The organism is Bacillus sp. D48C, assembly GCF_053345735.1.
The window spans coordinates 429698-454984 of the sequence record NZ_JBKFAQ010000001.1 but is presented as its reverse complement, the minus strand read 5'-3'; the positions used below and the strand labels follow the sequence as shown (position 1 = coordinate 454984).

Below are 25287 nucleotides of genomic sequence, written 5' to 3'. Positions count from 1 at the left end.
TATCAACGGTTATATTCATATGTAAATATAAAATTACTATACGTTTGTTAAGTAGGATTGTCAAGTGCTCTAAGAACGTTCAATCTGCTTCTTTAGACGCTTTACATCTTGAAGAGAAATCCCAAACTCGGAAGCAAGCTCCATTGAAGTATTGTTTTGCTCTTTTGAAATAAAATCATGAAAATTCACGTTAAATAGTTGATTTGCACCATTTGTAACAGAATGCCCTTTTTCATTCATGCGCATACGTATATCCCTCACATTCAATATGGATGTTTTACTTTTTATTGTTCCATATTGATGAGAGAGTTATACATAACCGAAACTGCTATTGATACCAAATAAACATTAGTATTCGATTTATAACAATAACAATAGCCAGTCCGCTTGCTAGCATATGATGCTTCAAATGATATAATGCTGCAACACCTACTCCAAATACGATAATTTCTAATAATACATGTAATATACCTTTTACTTCCCATTCTGCATGTGGAGCTCCAAATAACCCCCAAATGGCAGCAACAACAATCGGAATAATAATAGCAAGTGTAATTTTTATAGCTGTTGTTGTTCCTACTCGAAACCCCCAGTATCCAACAATCCCAAGAATACATAACTCTAGCATAAAACGTAAAGCTATATTAAATTCTTGAAGCATACTACACCTTCTTTTCCTTTTATTCCCCTTCAAATTAATCGTATGATAAATGAACAAAACATACAACAATGTATAAAAAAGAGAGGATTATATAACCCTCTCTTTTTTATCAACACTATTTACTTTCTACAATTAAGGTCACCGGACCATCATTGATTAAAGAAACGTCCATCATTGCTCCGAATTTCCCTGTTTCTACATGCAATCCTTGTTTGCGAACTTCTTCATTAAAGAAATCGTATAAACGCTCTGCATAGTCAGGTTTCGCAGCATCCATAAAGTTTGGACGTCTCCCCTTGCGACAATCTCCGTATAATGTGAATTGCGAAATAGATAGAACTTGTCCTTCTACATCAAGTATAGAATGATTCATCTTTCCGCTCTCATCTTCAAAAATACGTAAGTTTGAAATTTTTTCCGCAATGTAAGTTGCATCTTTTTCTGTATCTTCGTGCGTAATGCCAACTAGTAATGTTAAACCGAACGGAATTTGTCCTACGATCTCACCGTCTACCGTGACAGACGCTTTCTTTGATCGTTGTAAAACAACTCTCATCTTTCTACACTCCCTATTAATGCATCATGCGTCGTACTGCATAAATTTCCGGAACACGTTTAATGCGTTCTACTACTTTTTTCAAATGTTGTAAGTTACGAATTGAGATTGACATATTAATTGTCGCCATCTTATTACGGTCACTTCTACCAGAAACAGCTGAAATGTACGTTTTCGTCTCTGTAACAGCTTGCAGTACTTCATTTAATAAACCACGGCGATCGTAACCTGAAATTTCAATATCAACGTTATACTCAATTTCTTTTTCAGGGCTACCTTCCCACTCTACTTCTAATAATCTTTCTACAGCTTCTTCTGTATGAACATTTACACAATCACGGCGGTGAATCGATACGCCTCGGCCTTTTGTAATATATCCAACGATATCATCGCCCGGAACTGGGTTACAGCATTTCGATAAACGGATTAATAAATTATCAGCACCGCTTACTTTTACACCAGAATCCCATTTTCGAATTTTCATCGGTTTACGAACTTCTTTAACTTCAACAATCTCTTCTTCTTCGCGTTGTTTGCGGAACTTGTCCGTTAGTCGCGTAACAATTTGCGAAGCTGTAATTCCGCTATATCCAACTGCTGCAAACATATCTTCTTCATTTGCAAAGTTAAATTTCTCAGCGACGCGTTTTAAGTTATCAGGCGCTAATACTTCTTTCATCTCATACTCTAGACCACGTACTTCCTTTTCAACAAGTTCACGGCCTTTTTCAATATTTTCGTCTCTACGTTGTTTCTTAAAGAATTGACGAATTTTATTTTTTGCATGAGATGTTTGAGCAAGTTTTACCCAATCTTGACTTGGGCCATAGGAATGTTTCGACGTTAAAATTTCAATGATGTCGCCTGTTTTTAATTTATAATCCAGCGTCACCATTTTACCGTTTACTTTTGCACCAATTGTTTTATTCCCAATTTCCGAATGGACACGATACGCGAAATCAATCGGAACCGATCCAAGTGGTAATTCCATTACATCGCCTTTCGGTGTAAAGACGAATACCATGTCAGAGAATAAATCAATTTTTAATGACTCCATAAATTCTTCTGCATTAGAAGCTTCATTTTGCCATTCTAATATTTGACGGAACCATGTGAGTTTCTTCTCTAGTGTACCTGTTGTTTCTGCTGTTTTTCCTTCTTTATACGCCCAGTGTGCCGCGATCCCGAATTCTGCAATTTCGTGCATTTCTTTCGTACGAATTTGCACTTCAAGTGGGTCACCTTTCGGTCCAATTACGGTCGTATGAAGAGATTGATATAGATTTGCTTTTGGCATTGCAATATAATCTTTAAAACGACCTGGCATCGGCTTCCAGCACGTATGAATAATTCCAAGCACCGCATAACAATCTTTAATACTATTTACAACAACACGTACAGCTAATAAATCGTAAATTTCATTGAACTGCTTATTTTGCAGTGCCATTTTACGATAAATACTGTAAATATGTTTCGGTCTTCCAGAAATCTCAGGTTGAATTGCAACTTCTTTTAATTTCTCACGAATACCAGTCATTACTTCGTCTAAATATTCTTCACGTTCTGCACGTTTACGCTTCATTAAATTTACAATACGATAATATTGCTGTGGATTTAAATAGCGAAGTGACGTATCCTCTAGCTCCCATTTAATAGTACTAATTCCGAGTCTATGTGCTAAAGGTGCAAAGATTTCTAACGTTTCATTCGCTATGCGACGCTGCTTCTCTTGAGGCAAATGTTTCAATGTACGCATGTTATGAAGACGATCAGCTAGTTTAATTAAAATAACTCTAATATCTTGAGCCATTGCAATAAACATTTTGCGATGGTTTTCTGCTTGTTGTTGTTCGTGAGATTTATATTTGATTTTCCCAAGCTTTGTAACACCATCAACAAGCATAGCAATTTCTTTGTTAAATTCCCGTTCAATATCTTCTAACGTAATCTCTGTATCTTCCACTACATCATGTAAGAAACCTGCTGATACCGTAGCTGGATCCATGTGTAAATCAACTAAAATACCTGCAACTTGAATCGGATGAATAATATACGGTTCACCCGATTTTCTATATTGTTCGCTATGCGCATCACGTGCATATTCATAGGCACGTGCCACTAGCTCAATATCTTCATCCGCTAAATATTGACTTGCTTTCTCGAGTACCTGTTCAGCTGTTAGTACCTGCTCATTTGCCATCGAATCACCTTTTATTGAAAATTGACTTTATCTTTATTTAATAGAATAAATTATATTCTATCATTATAACCCAATGATTGTGAATTGTGAAAAGGAAAAGATTTTACTGACATTTCACCATGATTTTTTGTTCAATTATACAAAAGTACCCGCTCCTCTCCAAGAGATTCACGGGTACTTTTTATCACCGTAGTTTTACCTATATAGTGATTAGTATTTTTCTAATACTAATACATCGTAACCATCTAACATTTTACGACCATCTAAGTAAGTAAGCTCTACTAAGAATGCAATTCCTGCTACAACTCCGCCTAGCTCTTCAACTAACTTAATTGTCGCTTCGATTGTTCCACCTGTAGCTAATAGATCATCTGTAATTAATACGCGTTGACCTGGCTTAATTGCATCTTTATGGATTGTTAAAACATCTTTACCATATTCTTTACCGTAGTCAACTGTAATTACTTCACGTGGTAATTTCCCTAATTTACGAACTGGTGCAAATCCTACTTCTAACGCATAAGAAACTGGGCAACCGATAATGAAACCACGAGCTTCTGGTCCTACTACAACATCGATATCTCTTTCTTTTGCGTACTCAACGATTGCATCTGTTGCTGCTTTGTATGCTTTACCGTCATTCATTAAAGGTGTAATGTCTTTGAACACAATACCTTCTTTCGGATAATCCGGTACAATTGCGATATGTTGCTTGAAATCCATATTTCTGAATCCTCCTCAGATCTAAAAGGTTTGTAAATACAAATCCTTTACCCTAACTGTTCTACTTCTTTATGATTACGAATCGTTTCAAACCATGTATATAGTTGCTGATATGTGCTATAAACCAATTCTTTTTCTAATTGTAAGTGGTTCATTTTCTCACGATATGTGTTCGATTCAATTAAATCACGCTTTTGTTTTTTGTCTGCCATAAAAATGACGCCATCTTTTATTGTAACAAATTCTAACTCAAAAAACACCTGTGTCATGAAATTTACTGTATCTTTTGACCAACCTTTATGACGACATAGTTGTTCTCCATATTGTCTTAAAGAAAATGGTGTTTTTTGGTTTAAGAAAGAATAGTACCATTTAAAATGTTCTCTCGTAGGAACTGTACTAAATAAATGGTTATTCTCTTGATAAAACAGCGTATAAATTCGCGCTGGGAATCCTACTTTAAATAACTCACGTAATTCATCTGTTCCTTTTGGCAAATCGAGTAACACGATGTATTGATCATCTAAATGCGTTACTTCTGACGCATGCATAAGCTTTTCTTTATAGTCCTCTAAAGAAAATTTATTCAATACCTCTTCAGAAAAATACACCATTGTTATTTTTTCTTTCGGAAGTTCTGCTAAATTTGCTTCTGCATTACGCATACTACGCCAATCAAATAATTGCCACGCCTCTACAGCAATATCTTGTACCATTAGTTGTGGCTTCTTAAAATTATTCCATTCATTGATGGATGCTTCCCCTATTACAGATACCTTTGCAACTGGAGAGATTTCTTTCGCATATGCACCGAAACCGAATCCAATTGTATCCAGTGTTGCTTGTCCATCACGAAGAGCCATTTTTAAATGAGAGCCATCTGATCCGATTGCGCGAATACTTTCTAACTCTGCATCTTTCACTGCAATACGTGGTTTCGGATTTCCAACACCAAATGGTGCTAACTTCTGCATATCTTCAATTGCCGCTAGCGTTACATCCTCCACTTTACAAAAAACATCAACTGCTGTAATTGGAATAAAATCTTCTTCTGTTAAAATTGCATCTGCCTGTTCATTTAAGCGACGGCGTAATTCATCTACATCATTCATATGTAGCGTCATCCCAGCTGCCATCGGATGCCCTCCGAAGTGTGGCAATAACTCTCTACAATCTGATAAATTTGCAAACAAATCAAATCCTGCAATACTACGCGCTGAGCCTTTTGCTGTTTCTTTTATAGGATCAATGCATAATACAATAGTCGGACGATAAAAACGTTCAACTAATTTAGAAGCGACAATCCCAATTACACCTGGATTCCAACCTTCTTTTGCAAGTACTAATACTTTGTTTTCTTCTGGCGGAAAGTTATTTTCAACTTCAGCGATAGCCTCTTCGGTAATTTGCTTTACAATATCTTTTCGCAGTTTGTTCAGCTCATCAATTTCTTCGGCCAACTCTTTCGCTTCCTCAGGATCATCTGATAATAAAAGGTGTACAGCCGGCGTTGCATCTTCTAAACGCCCGACCGCATTAATACGCGGTGCAATTGAGAAGCCAATACTCTCTTCTGTAATTTCACTTTGCGAAACGTTAGCAACTTTAAACAATGCCTTCAAACCAATATTTTTCGTCATACGCATATGTTTTAAACCGCGTTTCACTAGCAACCTATTTTCACCATGAAGTGAAACTAAATCGGCTACTGTACCGATTACTGCAATCTCTAATAAATGTTCTGGTACACGGCCTAATAGTGCATGCGCAACTTTAAACGCAACACCTACACCAGCTAAATAGTGAAACGGATATAGGCCACCTTCTAATTTCGGATGTATAATCGCAAGTGCTTCTGGCAATTCTGGCGGTGGCTCATGGTGATCTGTAATAATTAGATCTATTCCAAGCTCCTTTGCTACATTCGCTTCATGTACTGCTGCGATGCCAGTGTCAACAGTAATAATCAGTGAGAACCCTGCGCTATGCGCCCAACGAAACGCTTCTTCGTTCGGTCCATACCCTTCTGTAAAACGATTTGGAATGTAAAATTCTACTTCTGCACCTAATTCTTGAAGAGCAAGATATAAAACCGTCGTACTACTTACTCCGTCCGCATCGTAATCACCAAATATTAATATTTGCTCTCCATTTTGAATCGCCTTATTTACACGTTCTACCGTTCTATCCATTCCTTCTAATAAAAATGGATCATGAAATTCTTGATTTTCTGTATTTAAAAAATCTAAAATCTTATCTTCTGTATCTAGTCCTCTACCGAGGAATAATGAAACGACAAGTGGCGATAACTGTAATTTACTTGCTAATTCACTCACTCGCTCGTCATTATATTCTTTTTCTTTCCAACGCGTCTTCGGTTGTAACACGAAATCACCCCTTAACCTGTTTATTATACAAGACAGATTAAGGGGTGACAATATAATGCAAACTACGATGCAATATCTATATACAAAAATGTTAATGATGTTTAATTTGGAGAATACGGATTTATATGCACGAATACATTTTGTACATTCTCTTGTTTCATAAGTATTTCTTTCACATGTTTTCCAATGCGGTGTCCTTCTTCTACAGTAATGTATGGATCTACAGACACTTTAATATCGACAATAACATAATGACCATGCTCCCGTGCATATAAAGAACCAATTTTTTTCACACCATCTACTTGAAGAACTGCTTCTCTAAGCGGAATAACATCCTCCTCATGAAGAACATGGTCAAGCGTTGCATGAATTGCTTCCGCTCCAATGCTCCATGCCATTTTTACAACAAGAAGTGAAACAGCTAATCCTGCAATCGGATCAGCGTATACAAGCCAGTCTATACCAAGCTTACCACCGATTATAGCTGCACAAATACCGATTAAAGCTGCAATTGAAGAAAATACATCCGAACGGTGCTCATATGCATTTGCAATAATTGCATCACTATTTACCCTCTTCCCTAATCGGAATTTATATTGGAACATTCCTTCTTTCACGATAATCGAAAGAACAACAGCAAAAATCGTAATTCCTTTCGGTGGTTCTAGTTCCTGCGAAAAAGCTTTTATAGACGAAATCGCTATCTCGAGTCCCACAATAAATAATAATACCGCAACAATAATCGCTGAAATCGATTCCGCTTTACCATGACCATACGGATGATCTTCATCAGGTGGCTGCTTTGCCGCTCGCAATCCAAAAAGTACAGCTAGCGAACCAATTACATCTGATGCAGAATGCACCGCATCTGCTAACAGTGCTTTACTGTTCCCAATATAACCAATTACCGCCTTTACAATTGCTAATATAATATTACCAACGATCCCGACAATAGCACCAAACTCGGCCTGTTTAAAACGTTCATCTTTTTCCATAATTAAAATCCCTTCTTTTCTTAACCTATCTTTTTATTTTAACAAAAACAGCGATAACACCACCACTTTCTTCCATCTTCTTCCCATCAAAAAGTTGCTATCTTATTGTATCCACAAACGAAAAAAGAGATGCCTCATAAAGAGACATCATCTTTTCTATACTTGCGGTTCAGATTCTACTTTCTCAACCTTCTTCTTGTTTTTACCTCTTTTCAAACGACGGTTTTCAAGCATTAACCAAATTTGAGAGGCAACGAAAACAGAAGAGTACGTACCTACAATTAATCCAACAAGCAACGCAAACGAGAAGTTACGTAGTGACTCACTACCGAAGATAAGCAGTGCAATTACTGGGAGTAACACTGTTAATACGGTGTTAATCGAACGACCAAGCGTTTGGCGAATACTTGCATTTACGATTTCTTCTAGGTCTTTTATATCGCGCACTCGTTTTTTCTGTTTGTATAATTCACGGTTTCTATCAAATGTAACAATCGAGTCATTAATAGAATAACCGATGATTGTTAGTACTGCAGCGATAAACGTTAAGTCTACCTCCAATTGGAAAATACTAAACATAACAACCATAACGAATGCGTCATGTAGTAACGCAAGCACTGCAGATAACGCATACGTAAATCGGAATCGAATACTTACGTATAAAATGATAACTGCAGAAGCAATTAGTACAGCGATAAATGCATTTCGTGCAATCTCTTTACCGATTGTCGGTGAAACTGTACTTATGTTTGGATCCGTACCATATTTATCATGGAAGAATGTTTTTGTTTTCGCAATTTCATCTTTTGATAAAACACCTAATGTACGAACTGCGAAACCTTTATTGTCATCTCCAGTCGGTACAATATTTTCTTCCTTCACATCAATGTTCAACTCTTTAAAATCTTTATGAACATCAGCCACAGTAACTGCTTGTTTTGATTGCAAGTCCATACGTGTACCACTTGCAAAGTCAATACCAAGATTCAACTTGAAAATTGGCAGGATAATTGCACCTGCAATTACAACTACAATTGAGAAGATAAGGAATTTATGACCGATATTTACGAAGTTAATACGATCAAATTTCGTTGGTGGATGTACTACACCTTTTGTTAAAGGAATAATATCCTTTTGTTTCACACCAAAATATCCTGGTTTTTTATCAAAGTAACGGCTCTTTACAAGTAAACCTAGTAAGAAACGAGTACCGAATACGTTCGTAATGAAACCGACTAAAATACTTACAATTAAACTTGTTGCAAACCCTTGGACTGAGCTTGTACCATATACAAATAACACACCTGCAGCTGCAAGAGTCGTAACGTTCGCATCTAGAATTGTTGCTAATGAACGATGGTTACCAGCTCGGAATGCTGACATCATGGACTTACCAATTTTCAGCTCTTCTTTCAATCTCTCGTAAGTAATAATATTCGCATCAACTGCGATACCTACCCCGAGCACTAACGCCGCAATACCTGGCAACGTAAGAACTGCATGCATCCAGTTAAAGACAAGTAATGTAACGAAAATGTATAGACCTAACATAATTACAGCTACAAGCCCTGGTAAACGGTAATACACAAGCATAAATAAGAAAATAAGAGCGATACCAATCGCACTAGCGAAAATTGTTTGATCTAATGCTTGTTGACCAAATTTCGCTCCAACAGATGTTGAATACATTTCTTTTAAATCAACAGGAAGTGCACCTGCATTTAATAAAGATGAAAGTTGTTTCGCACTTTCAACTGTGAAGTTTCCACCTACGATAGATACTTCAGCTTGGTTAAATACTTGGCTTACTGTTGCCGCTGATAAGAACTTCGGATTCGGTTTTGCAGATTCTGCTTTATACGAATCTTTTCCTTCTTCAAAGTCAAGCCAAATTACCATTAAATTCGTTGGTGGTGGCATTTTAGAAATTTTTTCAGTTACTGCACGGAATTTTTCAGCGCTTTTCAGTGTAAGACCTACGCTCGCACGGCCTTGCTCATCAAATGTTTGCTTCGCTCCGCCGCCTTTTAAATCCGTTCCATCCATAAGAAGGTTATCATCCACATCACGGAATGTTAATTTCGCTTGTGTTGATAACATTTCACGTGCTTTTTGCTGATCTTGTACACCAGCAAGCTGTACACGAATTCGATCTTGCCCTTCGATTTGAATGTTCGGCTCACTTACACCGAGAACATTGACACGATTTTCAAGAGCACCTACTGTACTTACAAGTACGTCTCGATCGATTTTATCACCTTTTTTGGCTGGTTTTACTTCATACAGAATTTCAAAACCACCGCGAAGGTCTAGTCCTAGACTAATTCCTTTTGCTATGTCTTTTCCCGCCGCACCAATTACTCCACCGATTAATAAGACGATGAGGAAAAAGGCGGCAATTCTCGTACCACGCTTTGCCATATGTACCCTCTTTCTGCTACTAACACTTTAAATAAATCTCTTACGATTCACTTTTATACGTGTGCATACGCCTAGTTAGTAGACTTCCTTTCTATAATTTTTGCTAGTTCATCACTAGCTGTATAGGTAAGCTTTTACACTACCTAGACTTTCATCATTTATTTTCCTCTTCACTACCTCCTTTATATATAATCTTAGACATAATTATTTCCTCTTTATCAATACATATCATTATACTGCAAAAGGAAGAACAAACCAATTGCAGTCGGTTATTTATTTTCGTACTCATCAAATGACCAAAGTGGCGCTTGGTACGCTTCAACAGTTAAATATGTCATATACTCATTAGCACTTACTCTTAATACATCATTTACCAATTCATATAATCTAACATCACTGTCTATCTTTTTCCACTTTTTCACTTTGAGAAACTTCCAAATATCATCATCTGTCACTCGGTCGTAACCGAACATGTGAAACTCTTCTACTTTACTTTCTAAAACGACTTGTAACTGTCCGCGGTATGATTCTACCAAAGCCTCTTTATCTAACATCTATAACATCTCCTTCTTATTTCAGCACGAAAAAGTCGCTTTAATCCCGCTCTAATGGACAGCAATAACTACTTTCAAGAGCGCTATCATAGTTCACTCTCTTAAATGCTTGTCATTCTTGTCTCGTACGTGCATATAAATTATTGTAAATCATTCCATTGATTTTGAGAAGGTAGGAGAAGAACATGACGAGACAAAGCTTTTTAAAAGGCGCATTTATTTTAATGATAGCCGGATTTATTACAAAAATACTCGGTTTCATCAATCGTATAGTAATGGCACGTATTTTAGGTGAAGAAGGCGTTGGTCTTTATATGATGGCCGTTCCTACATTCATTTTAGCAATTACATTAACACAAATCGGTCTTCCTGTCGCAATCGCAAAATTTGTAGCAGAAGCGGAAGCTGTGAACGATAAACAAAGAGTTAAAAAAATATTAACTGTATCACTAGCTGTTACATCCGTTATTAGTATCATATTAACAATCGGAATTATGTTCCTCACACCTATTTTAGCAAAAACATTATTAACCGACGAAAGAACGTACTATCCATTAATAGCCATTTTGCCCGTCGTTCCTGTTATTGCCATTTCTTCTGTTTTGCGCGGTTACTTTCAAGGGAAACAAAATATGAAACCTAGCGCTTATGCACAAGTTCTAGAACAAGTTGTCCGCATTACCATTATCGCTATATGCATTCAATTATTTTTACCTTACGGCGTAGAATATGCTGCAGCCGGTGCTATGTTATCAGCTGTTCTCGGTGAAGTTGCATCCTTATTATTTTTACTCACGTTATTTCAGCGCGAAAAACATTTATCAATACGCTCTGGATTTTTCACTACTGTAAAGGAGAGCAAAGGAACATTTTATTCCCTTATGGATATAGCTCTTCCCACTACAGGAAGTCGTTTAATCGGCTCCGTTTCATATTTTTTTGAACCTATTGTCGTTATGCAAAGCTTAGCAATCGCTGGTGTCGCTGCTTCTGTTGCAACCCAGCAATACGGCATGTTAAACGGTTATGCATTCCCGCTCCTATCACTACCCGCCTTTATTACATACGCTCTTTCTACAGCGCTCGTCCCTTCTATTAGTGAAGCGATGGCAAAAAGACAACATAAATTAGTGGAGCACCGCTTACAACAAGCACTTCGAATTTCATTAATTACCGGGGGATGGTCTGTCGTTATATTATATGTATTCGCTTCTCCTGTTTTAACTCTTATGTACGGATCAGACAGCGCAACAGCATTCATTCAACTTCTTGCACCTTGCTTTTTATTTCATTATTTCCAAAGTCCACTGACCTCTGTTTTGCAAGCTTTAAACTTAGCAAGAGCTGCAATGATGAATACATTTATTGGCGCCACCGTGAAATTAATTGTTATTTTTGTACTAGCCTCAAGGCCAGAATTTCAAATGATGGGAGTTGCTCTCGCTATCGCTGCAAATATTGTAACAGTAACATTTCTTCACTACGCTACTGTTTTAAAAAAGATTACATTTACCATTTACGCAAAAGACTATATTTTCGGCGGACTTGCCATCGGTATCGCAGGCGCCTTCGGTTTTTATATTCATAAATATATTATTTTCTCTCATTCCCTCGGCATACAAACATTATGGGAAATCACTTTAACAACAATTGTTTATATCGTACTTCTCTTCACCTTCAAACTCATTCGAAAAGAAGAGTTAAGTCGTCTCCCTATCATTCGTAAACTTTCATTTTTGAAATAAGTTGAAACTTTAATCAGTGGGGTAATCTCCACTGATTATTAGTTAAACTAATCATTCTTACTCTTTCAAAGAATAAATCTCTAATTTTCTTTTACATCAACAAAAAATTTTCCGTTTTGAAAACTACAGTATAAAATTTGTGTCACATCGTTATAACCTAAGTTTTTTAATTTCTCAATAAGCCATTCATCTGTATGTTCAATCATTTGTAAATGACTAGATTGAATTTCTCCATCAATAATAAGAGGAAGAGTAAACTGCAATACATCCTGTTTATTTTTTTGTTTTTGAAAGACAGATAACTTCCCAGACGGTTCCAAAATAGCATATTCTACATCCCGAATATCTCCAACTCCTTGCTCCCTTAATTGCATCATTAAATCATCTATATTATAACGTTGCTTTCTCATCTTCTTTTCATCAATCTTCCCCGCGTTTACAAGAATAGCCGGCTCACCTTCTATTAAATGCCGAAAGCGTTGATACTTTAGGGAAATGACTGACAAAATAATTTGGATGCACATAAGAAAAGTCATCGGAATTAATTGATGCCAAAGTGATTTATCGGTATTTTCAATTGCTACTACAGCCATTTCTCCAAGCATAATAAATACGACTAAATCTAATACACTTAGCTCTCCTATCTCACGTTTACCCATAAGACGAAAAATAATTAAGATGATGGTATACAAAAGCATTGTCCGTCCAATTATTGATATCCATTCCATTTCTACATCTCCTTTTTTACGTATAGACTCCCCTATAAAAAAGAAACTAGTCTAACTTAGACAAAAGGAAAATATGCTTGTATTAAAAAGGGGGAATGTATAAATGGATGGAACGAAAAAATTATCCACTGCAATCGGATTCGGTATTACTACACTATTAATTCTCGCATCTCTTACTAGCATGATTATGGCTCTTTTATTAAAGTTTACGAATATAAACGAAGGGACATTAGCCGTTACTATTTTTATACTCGCTCTTTTATCTATGCTTATGTCTGGTTTTATTGCTGGCAACAAAGCACAGGGGAAAGGGTGGCTGGTAGGTCTCACAACAGGTCTCACGTTCACTATACTCGTTTTTCTAGTTAACTATTTAGGCTTTTCTCAAACTTTATCGAACTCACAATTACTTTATCAATTAGCATTAATGGGGGCGAGTACACTCGGTGGTATTTTCGGTGTAAATATGTCAAAGCAAAGTAACTAAAAAAGGCCCTGCACATTTCATGCAGGGCCTTCCACATTAGTTTTTCACAACTTCACGAATCGCATTGCGATCGAAAGTTAAGTGTGAACCACCAGATTTAATAACAATTTTCGTGTCATCTACTGATTCGATTGTACCGTGTAAGCCACCAATTGTTATGATAGCATCACCTTTTGCTAATTCGTTTTGCATTTGAGCAACTGCTTTTTGACGCTTTTGTTGCGGGCGAATTAATAAGAAATAGAAAATCGCAAACATCGCAACAATCATAACGATATTCATCATACCTGCATTCATCTTTTGTTCCTCCTTTTAAATTATGTATTAGAAGTTTTTAGCATTCGGTTTATTAAAGCCATACTGTTCAAAGAATTCTTCGCGGAAATCGCCAAGACGGTCTTCACGAATAGCTTGTCTCACCTGCTCCATTAAGTTTAACAGAAAATGAAGGTTGTGATAAGACGTTAAACGAATTCCGAACGTTTCATCACATTTCATTAAGTGACGAATGTACGCACGAGAGTAATTTTTACATGTATAGCAATCACAATTTGGATCAAGCGGACCGAAGTCTCTTGCAAATTTCGCATTTTTTACAACTAGACGACCTTCACTTGTCATACATGTACCATTTCGAGCGATACGAGTTGGAAGTACGCAGTCAAACATATCAATACCACGAATTGCACCATCGATTAATGAGTCAGGAGAACCTACTCCCATTAAGTAACGTGGCTTATTATCTGGAAGAAGTGGTGTTGTAAACTCAAGTACACGGTTCATAATATCTTTCGGCTCACCTACAGATAAACCACCTACAGCGTAACCAGGGAAGTCCATTGAAACAAGGTCTTTTGCACTTTGACGACGAAGCTCTTCGTACTCCCCGCCCTGTACAATACCGAATAAACCTTGATCTTGTGGACGTTCATGCGCTTTTAAGCAACGTTCTGCCCAACGGCTTGTACGTTCTACAGACTTCTTCATATATTCAAAAGTAGCTGGGAATGGTGGACACTCATCAAATGCCATCATAATATCTGAACCTAATGCATTTTGAATTTCCATCGCTTTTTCTGGTGATAAGAATAATTTATCTCCATTTAAGTGGTTACGGAAGTGAACGCCTTCCTCTTCAATACGACGGAAGTCACTTAAACTGAATACTTGGAAACCACCAGAGTCTGTTAAGATTGCACGATCCCAGTTCATAAATTTATGCAAGCCGCCTGCTTCACGAATAATTTCATGACCTGGACGTAGCCATAAATGATACGTATTACTTAAAATAATGCCAGAATCCATTGCTTTTAATTCTTCTGGTGACATTGTCTTAACTGTCGCAAGTGTACCAACTGGCATAAATGTTGGTGTATCAAATGAACCGTGCGGTGTATGCACACGACCTAAACGGGCACCCGTTTGTTTACATGTCTTAATAAATTCATAACGAATTGCTGTCATAACTTACTCCTTTTATTTGTTTCTCATTTTAGCGTGAGATGCAACGAACATTGCATCACCGAAGCTAAAGAAACGATATTTTTCTTTTACTGCTTCATTGTAAGCATGAAGTACATTATCTCTATTTGCAAATGCACTTACAAGCATGATTAATGTTGATTTCGGCAAGTGGAAGTTTGTAATTAAACCATCAATTGCTTTAAATTCATATCCCGGATACATGAAAATATCTGTCCATCCAGAAGCGGCGCAAAGCTTACCGTTATGATCTGTTGCAATTGTTTCTAACGTACGAGTTGATGTCGTACCTACAGTAATAATACGTCCACCATTCTCTTTTACACGATTTAATAATGCCGCTGTCTCTTCAGACATATGGTAATATTCTGCGTGCATATGGTGTTCTTCAATCGTATCTGCAGAAACTGGTCTAAATGTTCCAAGTCCTACGTGAAGTGTAATGAATGCTAACTGAACGCCTTTTTGCTTTAACTTCTCAAGTAACTCTTCTGTAAAGTGAAGTCCCGCAGTCGGCGCTGCTGCTGAACCAATTTCTTTCGCATATACTGTTTGATAGCGATCGCGATCTTCTAGCGTCTCTTTAATATATGGAGGAAGTGGCATTTCCCCAAGTTCATCTAAAATTTCATAGAAGATGCCGTCATATGAAAATTCAAGCTGACGTCCACCTTGATCTGCAGTTCCTGTGCAAGTTGCTTTTAATTTCCCTTCGCCAAAAGAGATAACAGTTCCTTCTTTTACACGTTTCGCTGGCTTTACAAGCGTTTCCCACTTATCGCCCTCTTCTTGTTTTAAAAGAAGTACTTCAATGTGTGCGCCTGTATCTTCTTTCACACCATGCAAACGAGCAGGCATAACTTTCGTTTCATTTAAAACTAAACAATCCCCCTCATGTAAGTAGGAAAGAATGTCCGTAAAATGTTTATGCTCAATATCACCTGTTTCACGGTCTAACACCATTAATCTTGATGTTTCACGATCTTCTAACGGGACTTGTGCAATAAGTTCTTCTGGTAAATGAAAATCAAACAGATTTATATCCATAGCTATATCCACCTATTTCTTATTTGAATCGATTTATTATATACATAATAAAAGATAATACAATACTTAACACAATACATGTAATGATAGGAAAATAAAAGGTAACGTTTCCTTTTTTAACAAAAATATCGCCTGGAAGCCTTCCAATGAACTTCCAAGCTAATCCAACAACAATGAGTAAGATCCCCGCTGTAATAAGCAGCTTTGGCATCTCCGTCATACTTTTGGTATCTCCATTCCGAAATGTTCATACGCAAGCGGCGTTACAATTCGGCCCCTTGGCGTTCGTTGTAAAAAGCCAATTTGTAATAAATACGGCTCATACACATCTTCAATCGTATGAGATTCTTCTCCAATTGTTGCTGAAACCGTTTCTAATCCAACTGGACCACCACGGAATTTCTCAATAATACCAAGCAGTAATTTATGATCAATATGATCTAAACCTAATTTATCTACTTGCAGTAGCTCTAATGCCATTTGTGTAATTTCCATCGTAACCGTTCCGTTACCACGAACTTGCGCGAAATCACGTACACGTCTTAAAAGACGATTTGCAATACGAGGTGTACCACGAGCACGCCTTGCAATTTCTAGTGCAGCTAACGAATCAATTTCAACTTCGAATACTTCTGCTGTACGTTCAACAATCGCAGAAAGCTGATCTACTGTGTAATACTCTAACCTTGAAAGTACACCGAATCGGTCACGAAGCGGCGCTGATAATGCTCCGGCGCGTGTCGTTGCTCCAACTAATGTAAATGGCGGTAAATCTAGGCGTACAGAACGTGCTGAAGGCCCTTTTCCAATTACGATATCAAGGCAAAAGTCTTCCATTGCAGGATACAATACTTCTTCAATTGATCTATGCAAACGATGAATTTCATCAATAAATAATACATCTCCTGGCTGAAGCGCTGTTAATACAGCAGCTAAATCTCCTGGTCTTTCAATTGCCGGACCTGAAGTTGTTCTAACATTAACGCCCATTTCATTAGCAATAATATTCGCAAGCGTCGTTTTACCAAGACCTGGTGGTCCATATAAAAGCACATGATCTAACGTTTCTTCACGCATTTTCGCCGCTTCAATAAATACTTCTAAATTATGTTTCGCTTTATCTTGGCCAATATACTGACGGAGCGTCTGTGGCCGTAATGAATATTCTAAATCCGAATCTTCATATGCAGATTCCCCTGAAAGGAGACGTTCGTCCATTATACTCACCTCTTACCATTTAGTAAAAGACTAAGTGCCTTTTTAATATACTGATCCGTCGTTAATGATTCTTTTAATAACTCTGGTACAACGCGAGAAACTTCGCGTTCTGCGTATCCAAGTGCGCGCAGAGCTTCCAGTGCCTCATCAAGCTCAGCTGATGTACCTTTCTTCTCATCAAAACGTTCTGTGTCTGAGAATAAATCAACAAATGCATCTGGTACGACATCTGCTAGTTTTCCTTTTAAATCTAAAATCATTTGGCGTGCTGTTTTCTTTCCGACGCCTGGGAATTTCACTAAAAACTTCTCATCTTCATGCTCAATCGCTTGAACGACCTGTCCTGTTTGACCAGAAGCTAAAATTGCAAGAGCGCCTTTTGGCCCAATGCCAGACACGCCTAACAACTTTGTAAATAATAAACGCTCTTCACGTGTTTTAAACCCGTAAAGTGCCATAATATCTTCTCTCACATAATGATATGTATAGACACGGATTTCTTGCTTACTTCTTTGAAATACATACGGATTCGGTGTGAAAATTTGATAACCAATTCCATTATGATCAATTACGACATATTCCGGCCCTACATACTCCACGTAACCTGTAACATATTCAAACAAAATACGATCTCTCCCTCTTAAATCATGTATTCCATTTTAACATATTTAATGATAGAAAAGCGAGACTGCCCCAACAAATGTTCTCCACTTGAAACTTCTGTTATTTTCCATTGACAGAAAGGTTAAAGCACCTTAATATACAGAGGTCGATAATGATTATCAATACTAATTAAAGGGGTTACATCAGGATGAAACGTAAGCTATTTATTTTATTTACTATTATGCTTGTTGTTCTTTCTATCGTTGGCTGCTCTTCTCAAAAAGAAGAATCGAAAGCAAAAGAACAACCGAAAACAAAAGTTGTAAAACATGCTAAAGGTGAAGCAACAATTCCAGTAAATCCAAAGAGAATTGTTGACTTATCTGGATCAACAGAAGAACTATTACTTCTTGGACACAAACCTGTTGGTACAGCAAATACATATAAAGATAAAATCCAAAATCACTTAACAGATAAGTTAGATGGAGTAAAAGCAGTAGGTTGGTACTGGGCACCTAAAGTTGATTTAGAAGCTGTTACTGCTTTAAAACCAGACTTAATTATTTTAAACAACCGTCAATTAAAAATTTATGATCAACTAGAAAAGGTTGCACCTACAGTTGTTCTAGAAACAAACTTAGAAGACTGGCGTGGTAAATTTAAAGAAGTAGGTAAGCTATTTGGCGAAGAGAAGAAAGCAGACAAATGGATTGCAGACTACGATAAGAAAGCAGACTCTTTATCTAAAAAAATTAAAGAGAAAACAAAAGATGAGAACTTTATGTTCGTTGCAGTTACACCACAAAACTTCCGCGTATACGGCAGCTTCGGATACGGTGACATCATCTTTAATGACTTAAAACTTCCAGCAACAAAAGGTACAGATTTAAAACAAACAATGGCGCAAGTATCGCTAGAAGGTCTTGTTGCATTCCAACCTGATCAAATGTTTATTGTAAACTTTGGCGGCGAAGCTGATAAAGTTTACGAAGACTACAAAAACAGTGCCGTTTGGAAAGACAATAAAGCTGTGAAAAACAATCATGTATATGAAGTATCAAACGAAATCTTCAATACGAAAGCATTCAATCCAATCGGAAAAGATATGCTAATCGATGAAATCGCAAAAGAAATTTTAGCTAAGAATAAGTAAGAAAAAGCAGCTCACCATGAGCTGCTTTTTTTCTTATTTTGCACTGCGTATTGCTTCATTTTTTCAATCGTTCTCACAAAACCTTCTTTTGATTTAATCCGAATACCACGCTTCAATTTCGCACGCTCATAACTCTCAAGCTTTTTCATATCAATTTGGAAGAAGGAGTGAATCGCATTATCACTTTTCGGTACACCTTTGAAAATTTGTAATATCCCTTCCTCTGACACGCCAAAATAACCGCTCGTTTTTAATAACGGAGAAATATCATCAACTTTCTTTTGCAATACAATTTGTACATCATCACGATCAACGAGCTGCCATTCTTTATACTGCTGTAAAAACTTTTCTAAATCCACCACTTTTTCTGTAAGTATTTCCTCACTTACTTCTCCATCAACATACATACGCTCTAATAAAATTGTAACTTCGGGTTCTTTTTTCGTTACTTCTGGTACTGGCCCTTCCGCCTTCACATTCGTTTCATAAACGAAACAAAACATCATAACGAAAGCTTGCACCGCAATCAGTATCCATTTCATTTCCGTTCACCTCTTCTAGGCAAAATCAAACTTTCATTAGTAGTTTTTCCGGAAATGGGGGTTTTATCCATATTACATTTCTTTCGAAAAAATAAAAAATGCAGATAGGCATTTACCTCATCTGCATGTATCATTTACTTTTATATAAAATGAAAGACGCCTGCAAAGCAGGCGTCTTGATGCGTTTACGGCGAGAGACCAGGCGACCACATTCGCGTGTTTAGCACTTAAGCATATCTCTCGTCTTACGTAAATTAGCTCATCGCTTTGTTAATATAACATTAATAAAGTATAAGTGCAACATGTTTATAAAAATATCTTATTTCCTCTTTCATCCAAATTATTTTATGTAAATTATAAATTGATAATTGTAATATATATTACAATAGATATAAAAGCGAAATCATAATAAGTAGGGGATGAATATTGTGAAAAAATAAAGGATGAACGTCTCATTCTTCAAACGTTAAAAAACATACGTATGGCCTTTCTTTTTCAATACATTGGGGTAGTTGAGATTTTAGGCTATATCGGATTCACTGAAGGAATTGATCAAATTACGAAATCTCCATTATGGCTATTATTTATGCTTACGAGTATTTTACTTGCTTATTTACAGTTAAGTGTTTCAATCGATGTAGAAGAAGGCGAAAAGGAAATAAAATTAACCCCTTATTACAAGCTTGTTTTACGCTCTCTTCTTATTGGAATTATTATTACTATTATTTATCTCATTTTCATTCCTGAAAGACCTCTATTTAAAGCTATTCTAACAGGTAGTGTTTTCCTCATATGCTTTTTAGTTTCTTACTCCGTTAGTTATTTTATTAAAAAACGTCGTTTACAAGACAACGATGAATGAAGAGGAAGGGCTATCCCTTCCTCTTTTGTTTTGCTATCGCATAGTACCAGTTAAACCGTAACGAATGTCTCGGAACATATTTCCTATATCACGATTAAAATCGTTTGTAACTGTACCGTTACGTAGGCGTGTGCTCATTGCATCGACACGAGTAAACATATCATTTCTTACAGAAACATAGACATTTCTGTTTCCAACTTCATTTACAACAGCTTGACGAATTTCGTTCGCCATCGCCGTTTCATTTGTCACTGTATTACGCGGTTTTACCGCAATCGCCACATCGTTTCCATATACAACTGTAGACACACGGTCCACGTTATTCATACGTTTCACACGATTTGTAATTTTTTCTGCTGTTTTACCATCATTGTTAATGTATGAATTATTCATTGTAATATTACGTGTTGGATGTGGATTAGCAATTTGACCGTTGTAATTTACATCTCGGTAATAATTGTTATATCCTGTATCGTTACGACCATTTCTATATGTTACATAATCTGTATAGCGATCATTACGCGTTACATTATCACGATACTGGTGTGTATCATTATAAGATGTACGCTCGTAATTGTAGTTACGTCCATCCATTGCATTGTTATCTTTTGGTGTACCACATGCAGCTAATGCACTGGTAACTAACAAAGAAGCAGCAATCACTTTTACTTTCGTATTCAATACAAAAACCCCCTCTGTTAGAATGAGCTTCTCTTCTGAAAAGCTCCCTCTTATGATGAGTAACAGAGAGGGTTTTTACACTGTTAATATTTCACTGGGAATTTTCTAGCACTTCATAAAAACCCTTCATTTCCTTAATTAACACGCATGCAAAAAAGGCGGAAATACTCCCGCCTTTTTAAACTTCTTCTTCGGCCTCTTCTTCTGAAATGGGCTCTCCAAATACATTTGGTGGATCTGGTTGATAATACATCGTTCCTGGCTGTGGTGCATATGCAGATTGAGTTGGTTGATAATATAAAGGATTCGCATATTGCGGACCGCCTGGTTGTGGACTATATAGTCTACTTTCTCCTCCGCATCCACAATCTTCCTCACCCTGCACAAGCGGCGGCATATTATTATCCATTGGCATCATATTCGTGTTTGGCATAGACGTATATTGCGGTCCAAACGGCGCCCCTTGCTGATATGGCATTTGATATGGATTTGGTTGTTGATAATATGGATTCGGCGGCATCATAGGCTGTTGATACGGCATTTGATATGGCATCATATTCGGTGGTTGATTGTTATCCATAATTGGCATCATATTCGGCATTTGATTGTTATCCATGATTGGCATCATATTCGGCATTTGATTATTATCCATAATTGGCATCATATTCGGCATTTGATTATTATCCATAATTGGCATCATATTTGGTGGTTGATTGTTATCCATGATTGGCATCATATTCGGCATTTGATTATTATCCATAATTGGCATCATATTCGGTGGTTGGTTGTTATCCATAATTGGCATTATATTCGGCATTTGATTATTATCCATAATTGGCATCATATTCGGCATTTGATTATTATCCATAATTGGCATCATATTCGGCATTTGATTATTATCCATAATTGGCATCATATTCGGTGGTTGGTTGTTATCCATAATCGGCATCATATTTGGTGGTTGGTTGTTATCCATAATTGGCATTATATTTGGCATTTGAATATTTGGCGGTATGACTTGTGGAATAACTACATTTTCTTTCGATACATTTGGTGATACTATATTCCCTACGTTTTCTTTCTTCACTTGTGGTGACACTATATTCCCTACATTCTCTTTCTTCACTTGCGGCGATATTATATTCCCTACATTCTCTTTCTTCACTTGTGGTGACACTATATTCCCTACATTTTCTTTTTTCACTTGCGGTGACACTATATTCCCTACATTTTCTTTCTTCACTTGCGGTGATATTATATTCCCTACATTTTCTTTTTTCACTTGCGGCGATATTATATTCCCTACATTCTCTTTCTTCACTTGCGGCGATACTATATTGTTTTTTTTCGTTTGCGGAGAAATGATATTGTTAGGTTTCATTTTACTAATTTGAGGAGCAATTAACTCGCTTCCTTTTTTTATTACATCTGAAATTTTATATTCCTTTTTTGGTTTTATTGGTGGTTGTGGCGGCTGCGGTAATACATTTACCGAAAACTTCGTGTTTTCTTTTTCCGCCGGTTTTTGTTTTTCTATCACAGGTGGTTTTTGAATAACAGACGGTTTTTCAACTGGTTTTTCTTTTTGAATTGGCTGTTCTTTTTGCATCTCTTTTTGCGGCTTTACCTGCATCTCCTTCTGTGGTTTCACCTGTACTTCTTTTTGCGGCTTTACTTGCATCTCCTTCTGCGGTTTTACTTGCACTTCTTTTTGTGTTTGTTGCATAGCTGGCTGCTGTGTAATTGGTGCTGATTGATACGTAACTTCTTCTTCATCTTCTATTCCAAGCGGAGTTGGTGTTGCTGCAAATTCTTTTTGCTGCACTTCTTTTACGTATTGCTTTGGAGGCGCTGAGCCTGCTCCAGCCTGTTGTTTCATATGAACACTCTTTGATGGCACTTTAATTTTCATACCTGGCATGATTAGATCAGGATTACTAAGTTGTGTATTTGTTTGTTTCAGCGTATCAAAATCCACTCCGTACTTTTTCGCAATTTTCCAAAGGGTATCCCCTTTTTGCACGATATGAATTTTCAAATTTTCCCCCTCCTGTATAACTTATCTATAAGTAACAAATCTCATGAAGTAACTCTTTCTAAATAACGTTAACTTCTTTTCACTTTCATCACTTCTTCGATTTTCAATATCATTTGAAGTGGAATAAGCATAAAAAAATCGCAATGATTTCTTCACAACAATGTATGCCCATTTCGTTCTCGTTATGATTATGTGCATGAAAAAAAGCAACGGGAATACCGTTGCTTTACACACGCTCTAACATACGATTTAATGCAAGAACCGCTTCTGCCGTTACTTGTTTATCTACACTAATAACATTAATTTCTTCTCCTCTTTCTATCGTTTCAAGTGCCCATAATAAGTGAGGCAGATCAATTCGGTTCATCGTTAAACATGGACACATAAATGGATTAAGCGAAACAATTTCTTTATCTGGATGTTGCTGAATAATTCGATTCACTAAATTCATTTCTGTACCAATCGCCCATTTGCTACCAGATGGCGCTGATTCAATCATATCAATAATATATTTCGTTGACCCTGCATAATCTGAAGCAGCTACAACTTCATAGCAACATTCTGGATGTACAATAATATTCATATCCGGATGATTTTTTCGTACATTCTCTATGTTTTTCACTGTAAAGTTTTGATGAACTGAACAATGACCTTTCCATAAAATCACTTGAATTTCTTCTATATCTCCATCGTACTCTAAAGAATCAGTATGCGGATCCCATACTGCCATTTTATCTAACGGGATACCTAAGTCGTACGCTGTATTTCTTCCTAAATGTTGATCCGGTAAAAAGACGAGACGTTCTTTTTGAGTAAACGCCCAAGATACCATTTGCTTTGCATTAGAAGAAGTTACTGTTGCTCCTCCGTTACGACCACAAAACGCTTTAATTGCAGCTGTAGAGTTCACATACGTTAACGGAATCATCGTATCTCCAAATAATTTCGTGAGCTCTTTCCACGCTCTTTCTGTTTGTTCAATATCTGCCATATCTGCCATCGAACATCCTGCACGCATATCTGGCAAAATAACGATTTGATCATCTGTCGTTAACATATCTGCTGTTTCCGCCATAAAGTGCACCCCGCAAAACACAATATACTTTGCGTCTTTATTGCTCGCTGCAACTTGCGCAAGCTGAAGTGAATCCCCTGCTGCATCTGAAAATTGTACCACTTCATCTTTTTGGTAATGATGTCCTGGAATGAATAACATTTTTCCCATTTTTTCTTTAATTTCATGAACACGCTTTTCCATATCTTCTTTTGACATCTTGTGATAACGCTCCGGTAACATCGTTTCAATTGGTTGCACTTTTTCTAAAATACTCATATTCCTTTCTCCCCCCTCTAAGCCACTTTCCTTATCCTTCAATATTGAAACTAATATCAAGTGCTTTCACTGAATGTGTTAACGCTCCAAGTGAAATATAATCTACCCCTGTTTTTCCGTATTTCGATAAATCTTCAATTGTAATGCCTCCTGATGCTTCCGTAACGATGGCACTTGGTACAATCTTTGAAAACTCTCTAATCTCATCTGGCGTACGGTTATCAAACATAATAATATCCGCACCAGCCGCTACAGCCTCTCTCACTTGCTCCTCCGTTTCTGTTTCCACTTCTACTTTCACCATATGTCCTAATTTTTCTTTCAGCGATGTAACAGCTTTCGTAATAGAACCCGCAAAGGCAATATGATTGTCTTTGATCATGACACCATCATATAAACCGAAACGGTGATTAAATCCTCCTCCGCACACGACTGCATACTTATCAAACATACGTAGCCCCGGCATTGTTTTTCGCGTATCACAAATACGTGTATGGCTGCTATCTAAAGCAAGAACCGCTTTACGCGTCATCGTCGCTATTCCGCTCATACGCTGGATAACATTTAATATAACGCGCTCTGCTGTTAATAACGATGCAATTGGACCTTGCACAGTTGCAATGATTTCGCCTTTTTCTACAAGATCCCCATCTTTTTTATGAAGCTCTACTTCAATTCTCTCATCTATTAATTTAAATCCCGATTCAATTACTAAACGTCCTGCAAAGACCCCTGTATCCTTCGAAAGAAACGTTCCTTTTGAAAGCAAGTTATCTGGAAAAATAAGCTGAGATGTTACATCTCTTTCTCCTATATCTTCTAAAAAAAATCGATTTAATGCTTCTTTCACTTTTATCGTGTTCATAAAGCC

24 protein-coding genes, 1 pseudogene and 1 other annotated feature (1 of these 26 running past the window's edge) are annotated in these 25287 nt (G+C 37.0%); of the genes and pseudogenes, 4 read left to right on the top strand and 21 right to left on the bottom strand.

Going from position 1 to position 25287, the window contains the following annotated elements:
• Window positions 1-15 (bottom strand) — a binding site (T-box leader) (it extends 216 nt beyond the left edge of the window).
• A 54-nt stretch (window positions 16-69) separates the two neighbouring features.
• The 9 genes from ACLBXA_RS02435 to ACLBXA_RS02395 form a co-directional block, all read right to left on the bottom strand.
• Window positions 70-246, bottom strand: coding sequence for a hypothetical protein (locus ACLBXA_RS02435; protein WP_001242605.1), 177 nt, complete (start codon window positions 244-246; stop codon window positions 70-72).
• 82 nt (window positions 247-328) lie between these two features.
• Window positions 329-661, bottom strand: a complete 333-nt coding sequence (locus ACLBXA_RS02430; RefSeq protein ID WP_447617095.1) for a YrdB family protein — start codon at window positions 659-661, stop codon at window positions 329-331.
• 115 nt (window positions 662-776) lie between these two features.
• Entirely contained in the window at window positions 777-1217 is a 441-nt protein-coding gene (locus tag ACLBXA_RS02425) for a D-tyrosyl-tRNA(Tyr) deacylase (RefSeq protein WP_001266968.1), read from the bottom strand.
• 16 nt (window positions 1218-1233) lie between these two features.
• Complete coding sequence (gene relA, locus ACLBXA_RS02420; RefSeq protein ID WP_001262795.1) at window positions 1234-3417, bottom strand: GTP diphosphokinase; 2184 nt, start codon at window positions 3415-3417, stop codon at window positions 1234-1236.
• Between the two features lie 210 nt (window positions 3418-3627).
• Window positions 3628-4140: an adenine phosphoribosyltransferase gene (locus ACLBXA_RS02415; RefSeq protein WP_000346215.1), complete on the bottom strand. Its 513-nt coding sequence runs from the start codon at window positions 4138-4140 to the stop codon at window positions 3628-3630.
• A gap of 47 nt (window positions 4141-4187) precedes the next feature.
• Window positions 4188-6527, bottom strand: a complete 2340-nt coding sequence (gene recJ, locus ACLBXA_RS02410) for a single-stranded-DNA-specific exonuclease RecJ (RefSeq protein ID WP_242298276.1) — start codon at window positions 6525-6527, stop codon at window positions 4188-4190.
• 101 nt (window positions 6528-6628) lie between these two features.
• Window positions 6629-7522: a cation diffusion facilitator family transporter gene (locus tag ACLBXA_RS02405; protein WP_000409738.1), complete on the bottom strand. Its 894-nt coding sequence runs from the start codon at window positions 7520-7522 to the stop codon at window positions 6629-6631.
• Window positions 7523-7678: 156 nt separating this feature from the next.
• Entirely contained in the window at window positions 7679-9943 is a 2265-nt protein-coding gene (secDF, locus tag ACLBXA_RS02400) for a protein translocase subunit SecDF (protein WP_016077245.1), read from the bottom strand.
• 269 nt (window positions 9944-10212) lie between these two features.
• A complete protein-coding gene (locus ACLBXA_RS02395) occupies window positions 10213-10497 on the bottom strand; it encodes a post-transcriptional regulator (protein WP_000884549.1) in 285 nt (94 codons plus the stop codon).
• Window positions 10498-10682: 185 nt separating this feature from the next.
• On the opposite strand from ACLBXA_RS02395, the gene spoVB reads away from it, so the two are divergent.
• Complete coding sequence (spoVB, locus tag ACLBXA_RS02390; RefSeq protein WP_000198293.1) at window positions 10683-12242, top strand: stage V sporulation protein B; 1560 nt, start codon at window positions 10683-10685, stop codon at window positions 12240-12242.
• An 80-nt stretch (window positions 12243-12322) separates the two neighbouring features.
• Here spoVB and ACLBXA_RS02385 read toward each other — a convergent pair whose 3' ends face one another.
• Window positions 12323-12970 (bottom strand): DUF421 domain-containing protein, encoded by a 648-nt coding sequence (locus tag ACLBXA_RS02385; RefSeq protein ID WP_000454822.1) that lies wholly within the window; start codon window positions 12968-12970, stop codon window positions 12323-12325.
• Window positions 12971-13073: 103 nt separating this feature from the next.
• On the opposite strand from ACLBXA_RS02385, the gene ACLBXA_RS02380 reads away from it, so the two are divergent.
• The gene (locus tag ACLBXA_RS02380; RefSeq protein WP_000349145.1) at window positions 13074-13457 is read left to right on the top strand and encodes a TIGR04086 family membrane protein; all 384 of its coding nucleotides are present in this window, start codon (window positions 13074-13076) and stop codon (window positions 13455-13457) included.
• 36 nt (window positions 13458-13493) lie between these two features.
• Here ACLBXA_RS02380 and yajC read toward each other — a convergent pair whose 3' ends face one another.
• The 6 genes from yajC to ruvA are packed head-to-tail and all read right to left on the bottom strand — an operon-like array spanning window position 13494 to window position 17827.
• Window positions 13494-13754: a preprotein translocase subunit YajC gene (gene yajC / locus ACLBXA_RS02375; RefSeq protein ID WP_000991113.1), complete on the bottom strand. Its 261-nt coding sequence runs from the start codon at window positions 13752-13754 to the stop codon at window positions 13494-13496.
• A 27-nt stretch (window positions 13755-13781) separates the two neighbouring features.
• The gene (gene tgt, locus ACLBXA_RS02370) at window positions 13782-14921 is read right to left on the bottom strand and encodes a tRNA guanosine(34) transglycosylase Tgt (protein WP_000125365.1); all 1140 of its coding nucleotides are present in this window, start codon (window positions 14919-14921) and stop codon (window positions 13782-13784) included.
• 12 nt (window positions 14922-14933) lie between these two features.
• Window positions 14934-15986, bottom strand: coding sequence for a tRNA preQ1(34) S-adenosylmethionine ribosyltransferase-isomerase QueA (gene queA / locus ACLBXA_RS02365; RefSeq protein WP_000354016.1), 1053 nt, complete (start codon window positions 15984-15986; stop codon window positions 14934-14936).
• Window positions 15987-16005: 19 nt separating this feature from the next.
• Window positions 16006-16206 (bottom strand): DUF2905 domain-containing protein, encoded by a 201-nt coding sequence (locus ACLBXA_RS02360; RefSeq protein WP_000138162.1) that lies wholly within the window; start codon window positions 16204-16206, stop codon window positions 16006-16008.
• The gene (gene ruvB / locus ACLBXA_RS02355) at window positions 16203-17204 is read right to left on the bottom strand and encodes a Holliday junction branch migration DNA helicase RuvB (protein ID WP_000344464.1); all 1002 of its coding nucleotides are present in this window, start codon (window positions 17202-17204) and stop codon (window positions 16203-16205) included. The genes ACLBXA_RS02360 and ruvB overlap by 4 nt, the downstream gene beginning before the upstream one ends.
• Before the next feature lie 5 nt (window positions 17205-17209).
• Window positions 17210-17827, bottom strand: a complete 618-nt coding sequence (gene ruvA / locus ACLBXA_RS02350) for a Holliday junction DNA helicase RuvA (protein WP_000464512.1) — start codon at window positions 17825-17827, stop codon at window positions 17210-17212.
• Window positions 17828-18015: 188 nt separating this feature from the next.
• On the opposite strand from ruvA, the gene ACLBXA_RS02345 reads away from it, so the two are divergent.
• The gene (locus ACLBXA_RS02345; RefSeq protein ID WP_000823610.1) at window positions 18016-18960 is read left to right on the top strand and encodes an iron-hydroxamate ABC transporter substrate-binding protein; all 945 of its coding nucleotides are present in this window, start codon (window positions 18016-18018) and stop codon (window positions 18958-18960) included.
• Window positions 18961-18971: 11 nt separating this feature from the next.
• Here the strand turns inward: ACLBXA_RS02345 and ACLBXA_RS02340 are convergent, their stop codons facing one another.
• Window positions 18972-19502 (bottom strand): BofC C-terminal domain-containing protein, encoded by a 531-nt coding sequence (locus ACLBXA_RS02340; protein WP_000871202.1) that lies wholly within the window; start codon window positions 19500-19502, stop codon window positions 18972-18974.
• A gap of 481 nt (window positions 19503-19983) precedes the next feature.
• Between ACLBXA_RS02340 and ACLBXA_RS02335 the strand changes: the two genes are divergently transcribed.
• On the top strand, window positions 19984-20364 hold the full coding sequence (locus tag ACLBXA_RS02335) for a hypothetical protein (protein ID WP_000874881.1): 381 nt from the start codon (window positions 19984-19986) through the stop codon (window positions 20362-20364).
• Window positions 20365-20397: 33 nt separating this feature from the next.
• Here ACLBXA_RS02335 and ACLBXA_RS02330 read toward each other — a convergent pair whose 3' ends face one another.
• From ACLBXA_RS02330 to nadC, 4 genes and pseudogenes are all read right to left on the bottom strand, one after another.
• Complete coding sequence (locus ACLBXA_RS02330; RefSeq protein ID WP_001093530.1) at window positions 20398-21045, bottom strand: YhcN/YlaJ family sporulation lipoprotein; 648 nt, start codon at window positions 21043-21045, stop codon at window positions 20398-20400.
• A gap of 1881 nt (window positions 21046-22926) precedes the next feature.
• Window positions 22927-23083, bottom strand: a pseudogene (gene safA / locus ACLBXA_RS02325) (SafA/ExsA family spore coat assembly protein); the annotation flags it as partial.
• 226 nt (window positions 23084-23309) lie between these two features.
• Window positions 23310-24416 (bottom strand): quinolinate synthase NadA, encoded by a 1107-nt coding sequence (nadA, locus tag ACLBXA_RS02320; RefSeq protein WP_000025283.1) that lies wholly within the window; start codon window positions 24414-24416, stop codon window positions 23310-23312.
• 31 nt (window positions 24417-24447) lie between these two features.
• Window positions 24448-25281, bottom strand: coding sequence for a carboxylating nicotinate-nucleotide diphosphorylase (nadC, locus tag ACLBXA_RS02315; protein ID WP_001092241.1), 834 nt, complete (start codon window positions 25279-25281; stop codon window positions 24448-24450).
• Window positions 25282-25287: the final 6 nt, after the last annotated feature.

Coding starts and splice junctions, on each gene's coding strand:
- ACLBXA_RS02340 (WP_000871202.1), bottom strand. CDS start 19,502: ATGAAATGGATACTGATTGCGGTGCAAGCTTTCGTTATGATGTTTTGT.
- relA (WP_001262795.1), bottom strand. CDS start 3,417: ATGGCAAATGAGCAGGTACTAACAGCTGAACAGGTACTCGAGAAAGCA.
- queA (WP_000354016.1), bottom strand. CDS start 15,986: ATGGATATAAATCTGTTTGATTTTCATTTACCAGAAGAACTTATTGCA.
- yajC (WP_000991113.1), bottom strand. CDS start 13,754: ATGAATGCAGGTATGATGAATATCGTTATGATTGTTGCGATGTTTGCG.
- nadA (WP_000025283.1), bottom strand. CDS start 24,416: ATGAGTATTTTAGAAAAAGTGCAACCAATTGAAACGATGTTACCGGAG.
- ACLBXA_RS02425 (WP_001266968.1), bottom strand. CDS start 1,217: ATGAGAGTTGTTTTACAACGATCAAAGAAAGCGTCTGTCACGGTAGAC.
- ACLBXA_RS02335 (WP_000874881.1), top strand. CDS start 19,984: ATGGCCTTTCTTTTTCAATACATTGGGGTAGTTGAGATTTTAGGCTAT.
- ruvB (WP_000344464.1), bottom strand. CDS start 17,204: ATGGACGAACGTCTCCTTTCAGGGGAATCTGCATATGAAGATTCGGAT.
- ACLBXA_RS02395 (WP_000884549.1), bottom strand. CDS start 10,497: ATGTTAGATAAAGAGGCTTTGGTAGAATCATACCGCGGACAGTTACAA.
- ACLBXA_RS02430 (WP_447617095.1), bottom strand. CDS start 661: ATGCTTCAAGAATTTAATATAGCTTTACGTTTTATGCTAGAGTTATGT.
- secDF (WP_016077245.1), bottom strand. CDS start 9,943: ATGGCAAAGCGTGGTACGAGAATTGCCGCCTTTTTCCTCATCGTCTTA.
- ACLBXA_RS02405 (WP_000409738.1), bottom strand. CDS start 7,522: ATGGAAAAAGATGAACGTTTTAAACAGGCCGAGTTTGGTGCTATTGTC.
- ACLBXA_RS02415 (WP_000346215.1), bottom strand. CDS start 4,140: ATGGATTTCAAGCAACATATCGCAATTGTACCGGATTATCCGAAAGAA.
- nadC (WP_001092241.1), bottom strand. CDS start 25,281: ATGAACACGATAAAAGTGAAAGAAGCATTAAATCGATTTTTTTTAGAA.
- tgt (WP_000125365.1), bottom strand. CDS start 14,921: ATGACAGCAATTCGTTATGAATTTATTAAGACATGTAAACAAACGGGT.
- ACLBXA_RS02435 (WP_001242605.1), bottom strand. CDS start 246: ATGCGCATGAATGAAAAAGGGCATTCTGTTACAAATGGTGCAAATCAA.
- ACLBXA_RS02385 (WP_000454822.1), bottom strand. CDS start 12,970: ATGGAATGGATATCAATAATTGGACGGACAATGCTTTTGTATACCATC.
- spoVB (WP_000198293.1), top strand. CDS start 10,683: ATGACGAGACAAAGCTTTTTAAAAGGCGCATTTATTTTAATGATAGCC.
- ACLBXA_RS02380 (WP_000349145.1), top strand. CDS start 13,074: ATGGATGGAACGAAAAAATTATCCACTGCAATCGGATTCGGTATTACT.
- ACLBXA_RS02345 (WP_000823610.1), top strand. CDS start 18,016: ATGAAACGTAAGCTATTTATTTTATTTACTATTATGCTTGTTGTTCTT.
- ACLBXA_RS02360 (WP_000138162.1), bottom strand. CDS start 16,206: ATGACGGAGATGCCAAAGCTGCTTATTACAGCGGGGATCTTACTCATT.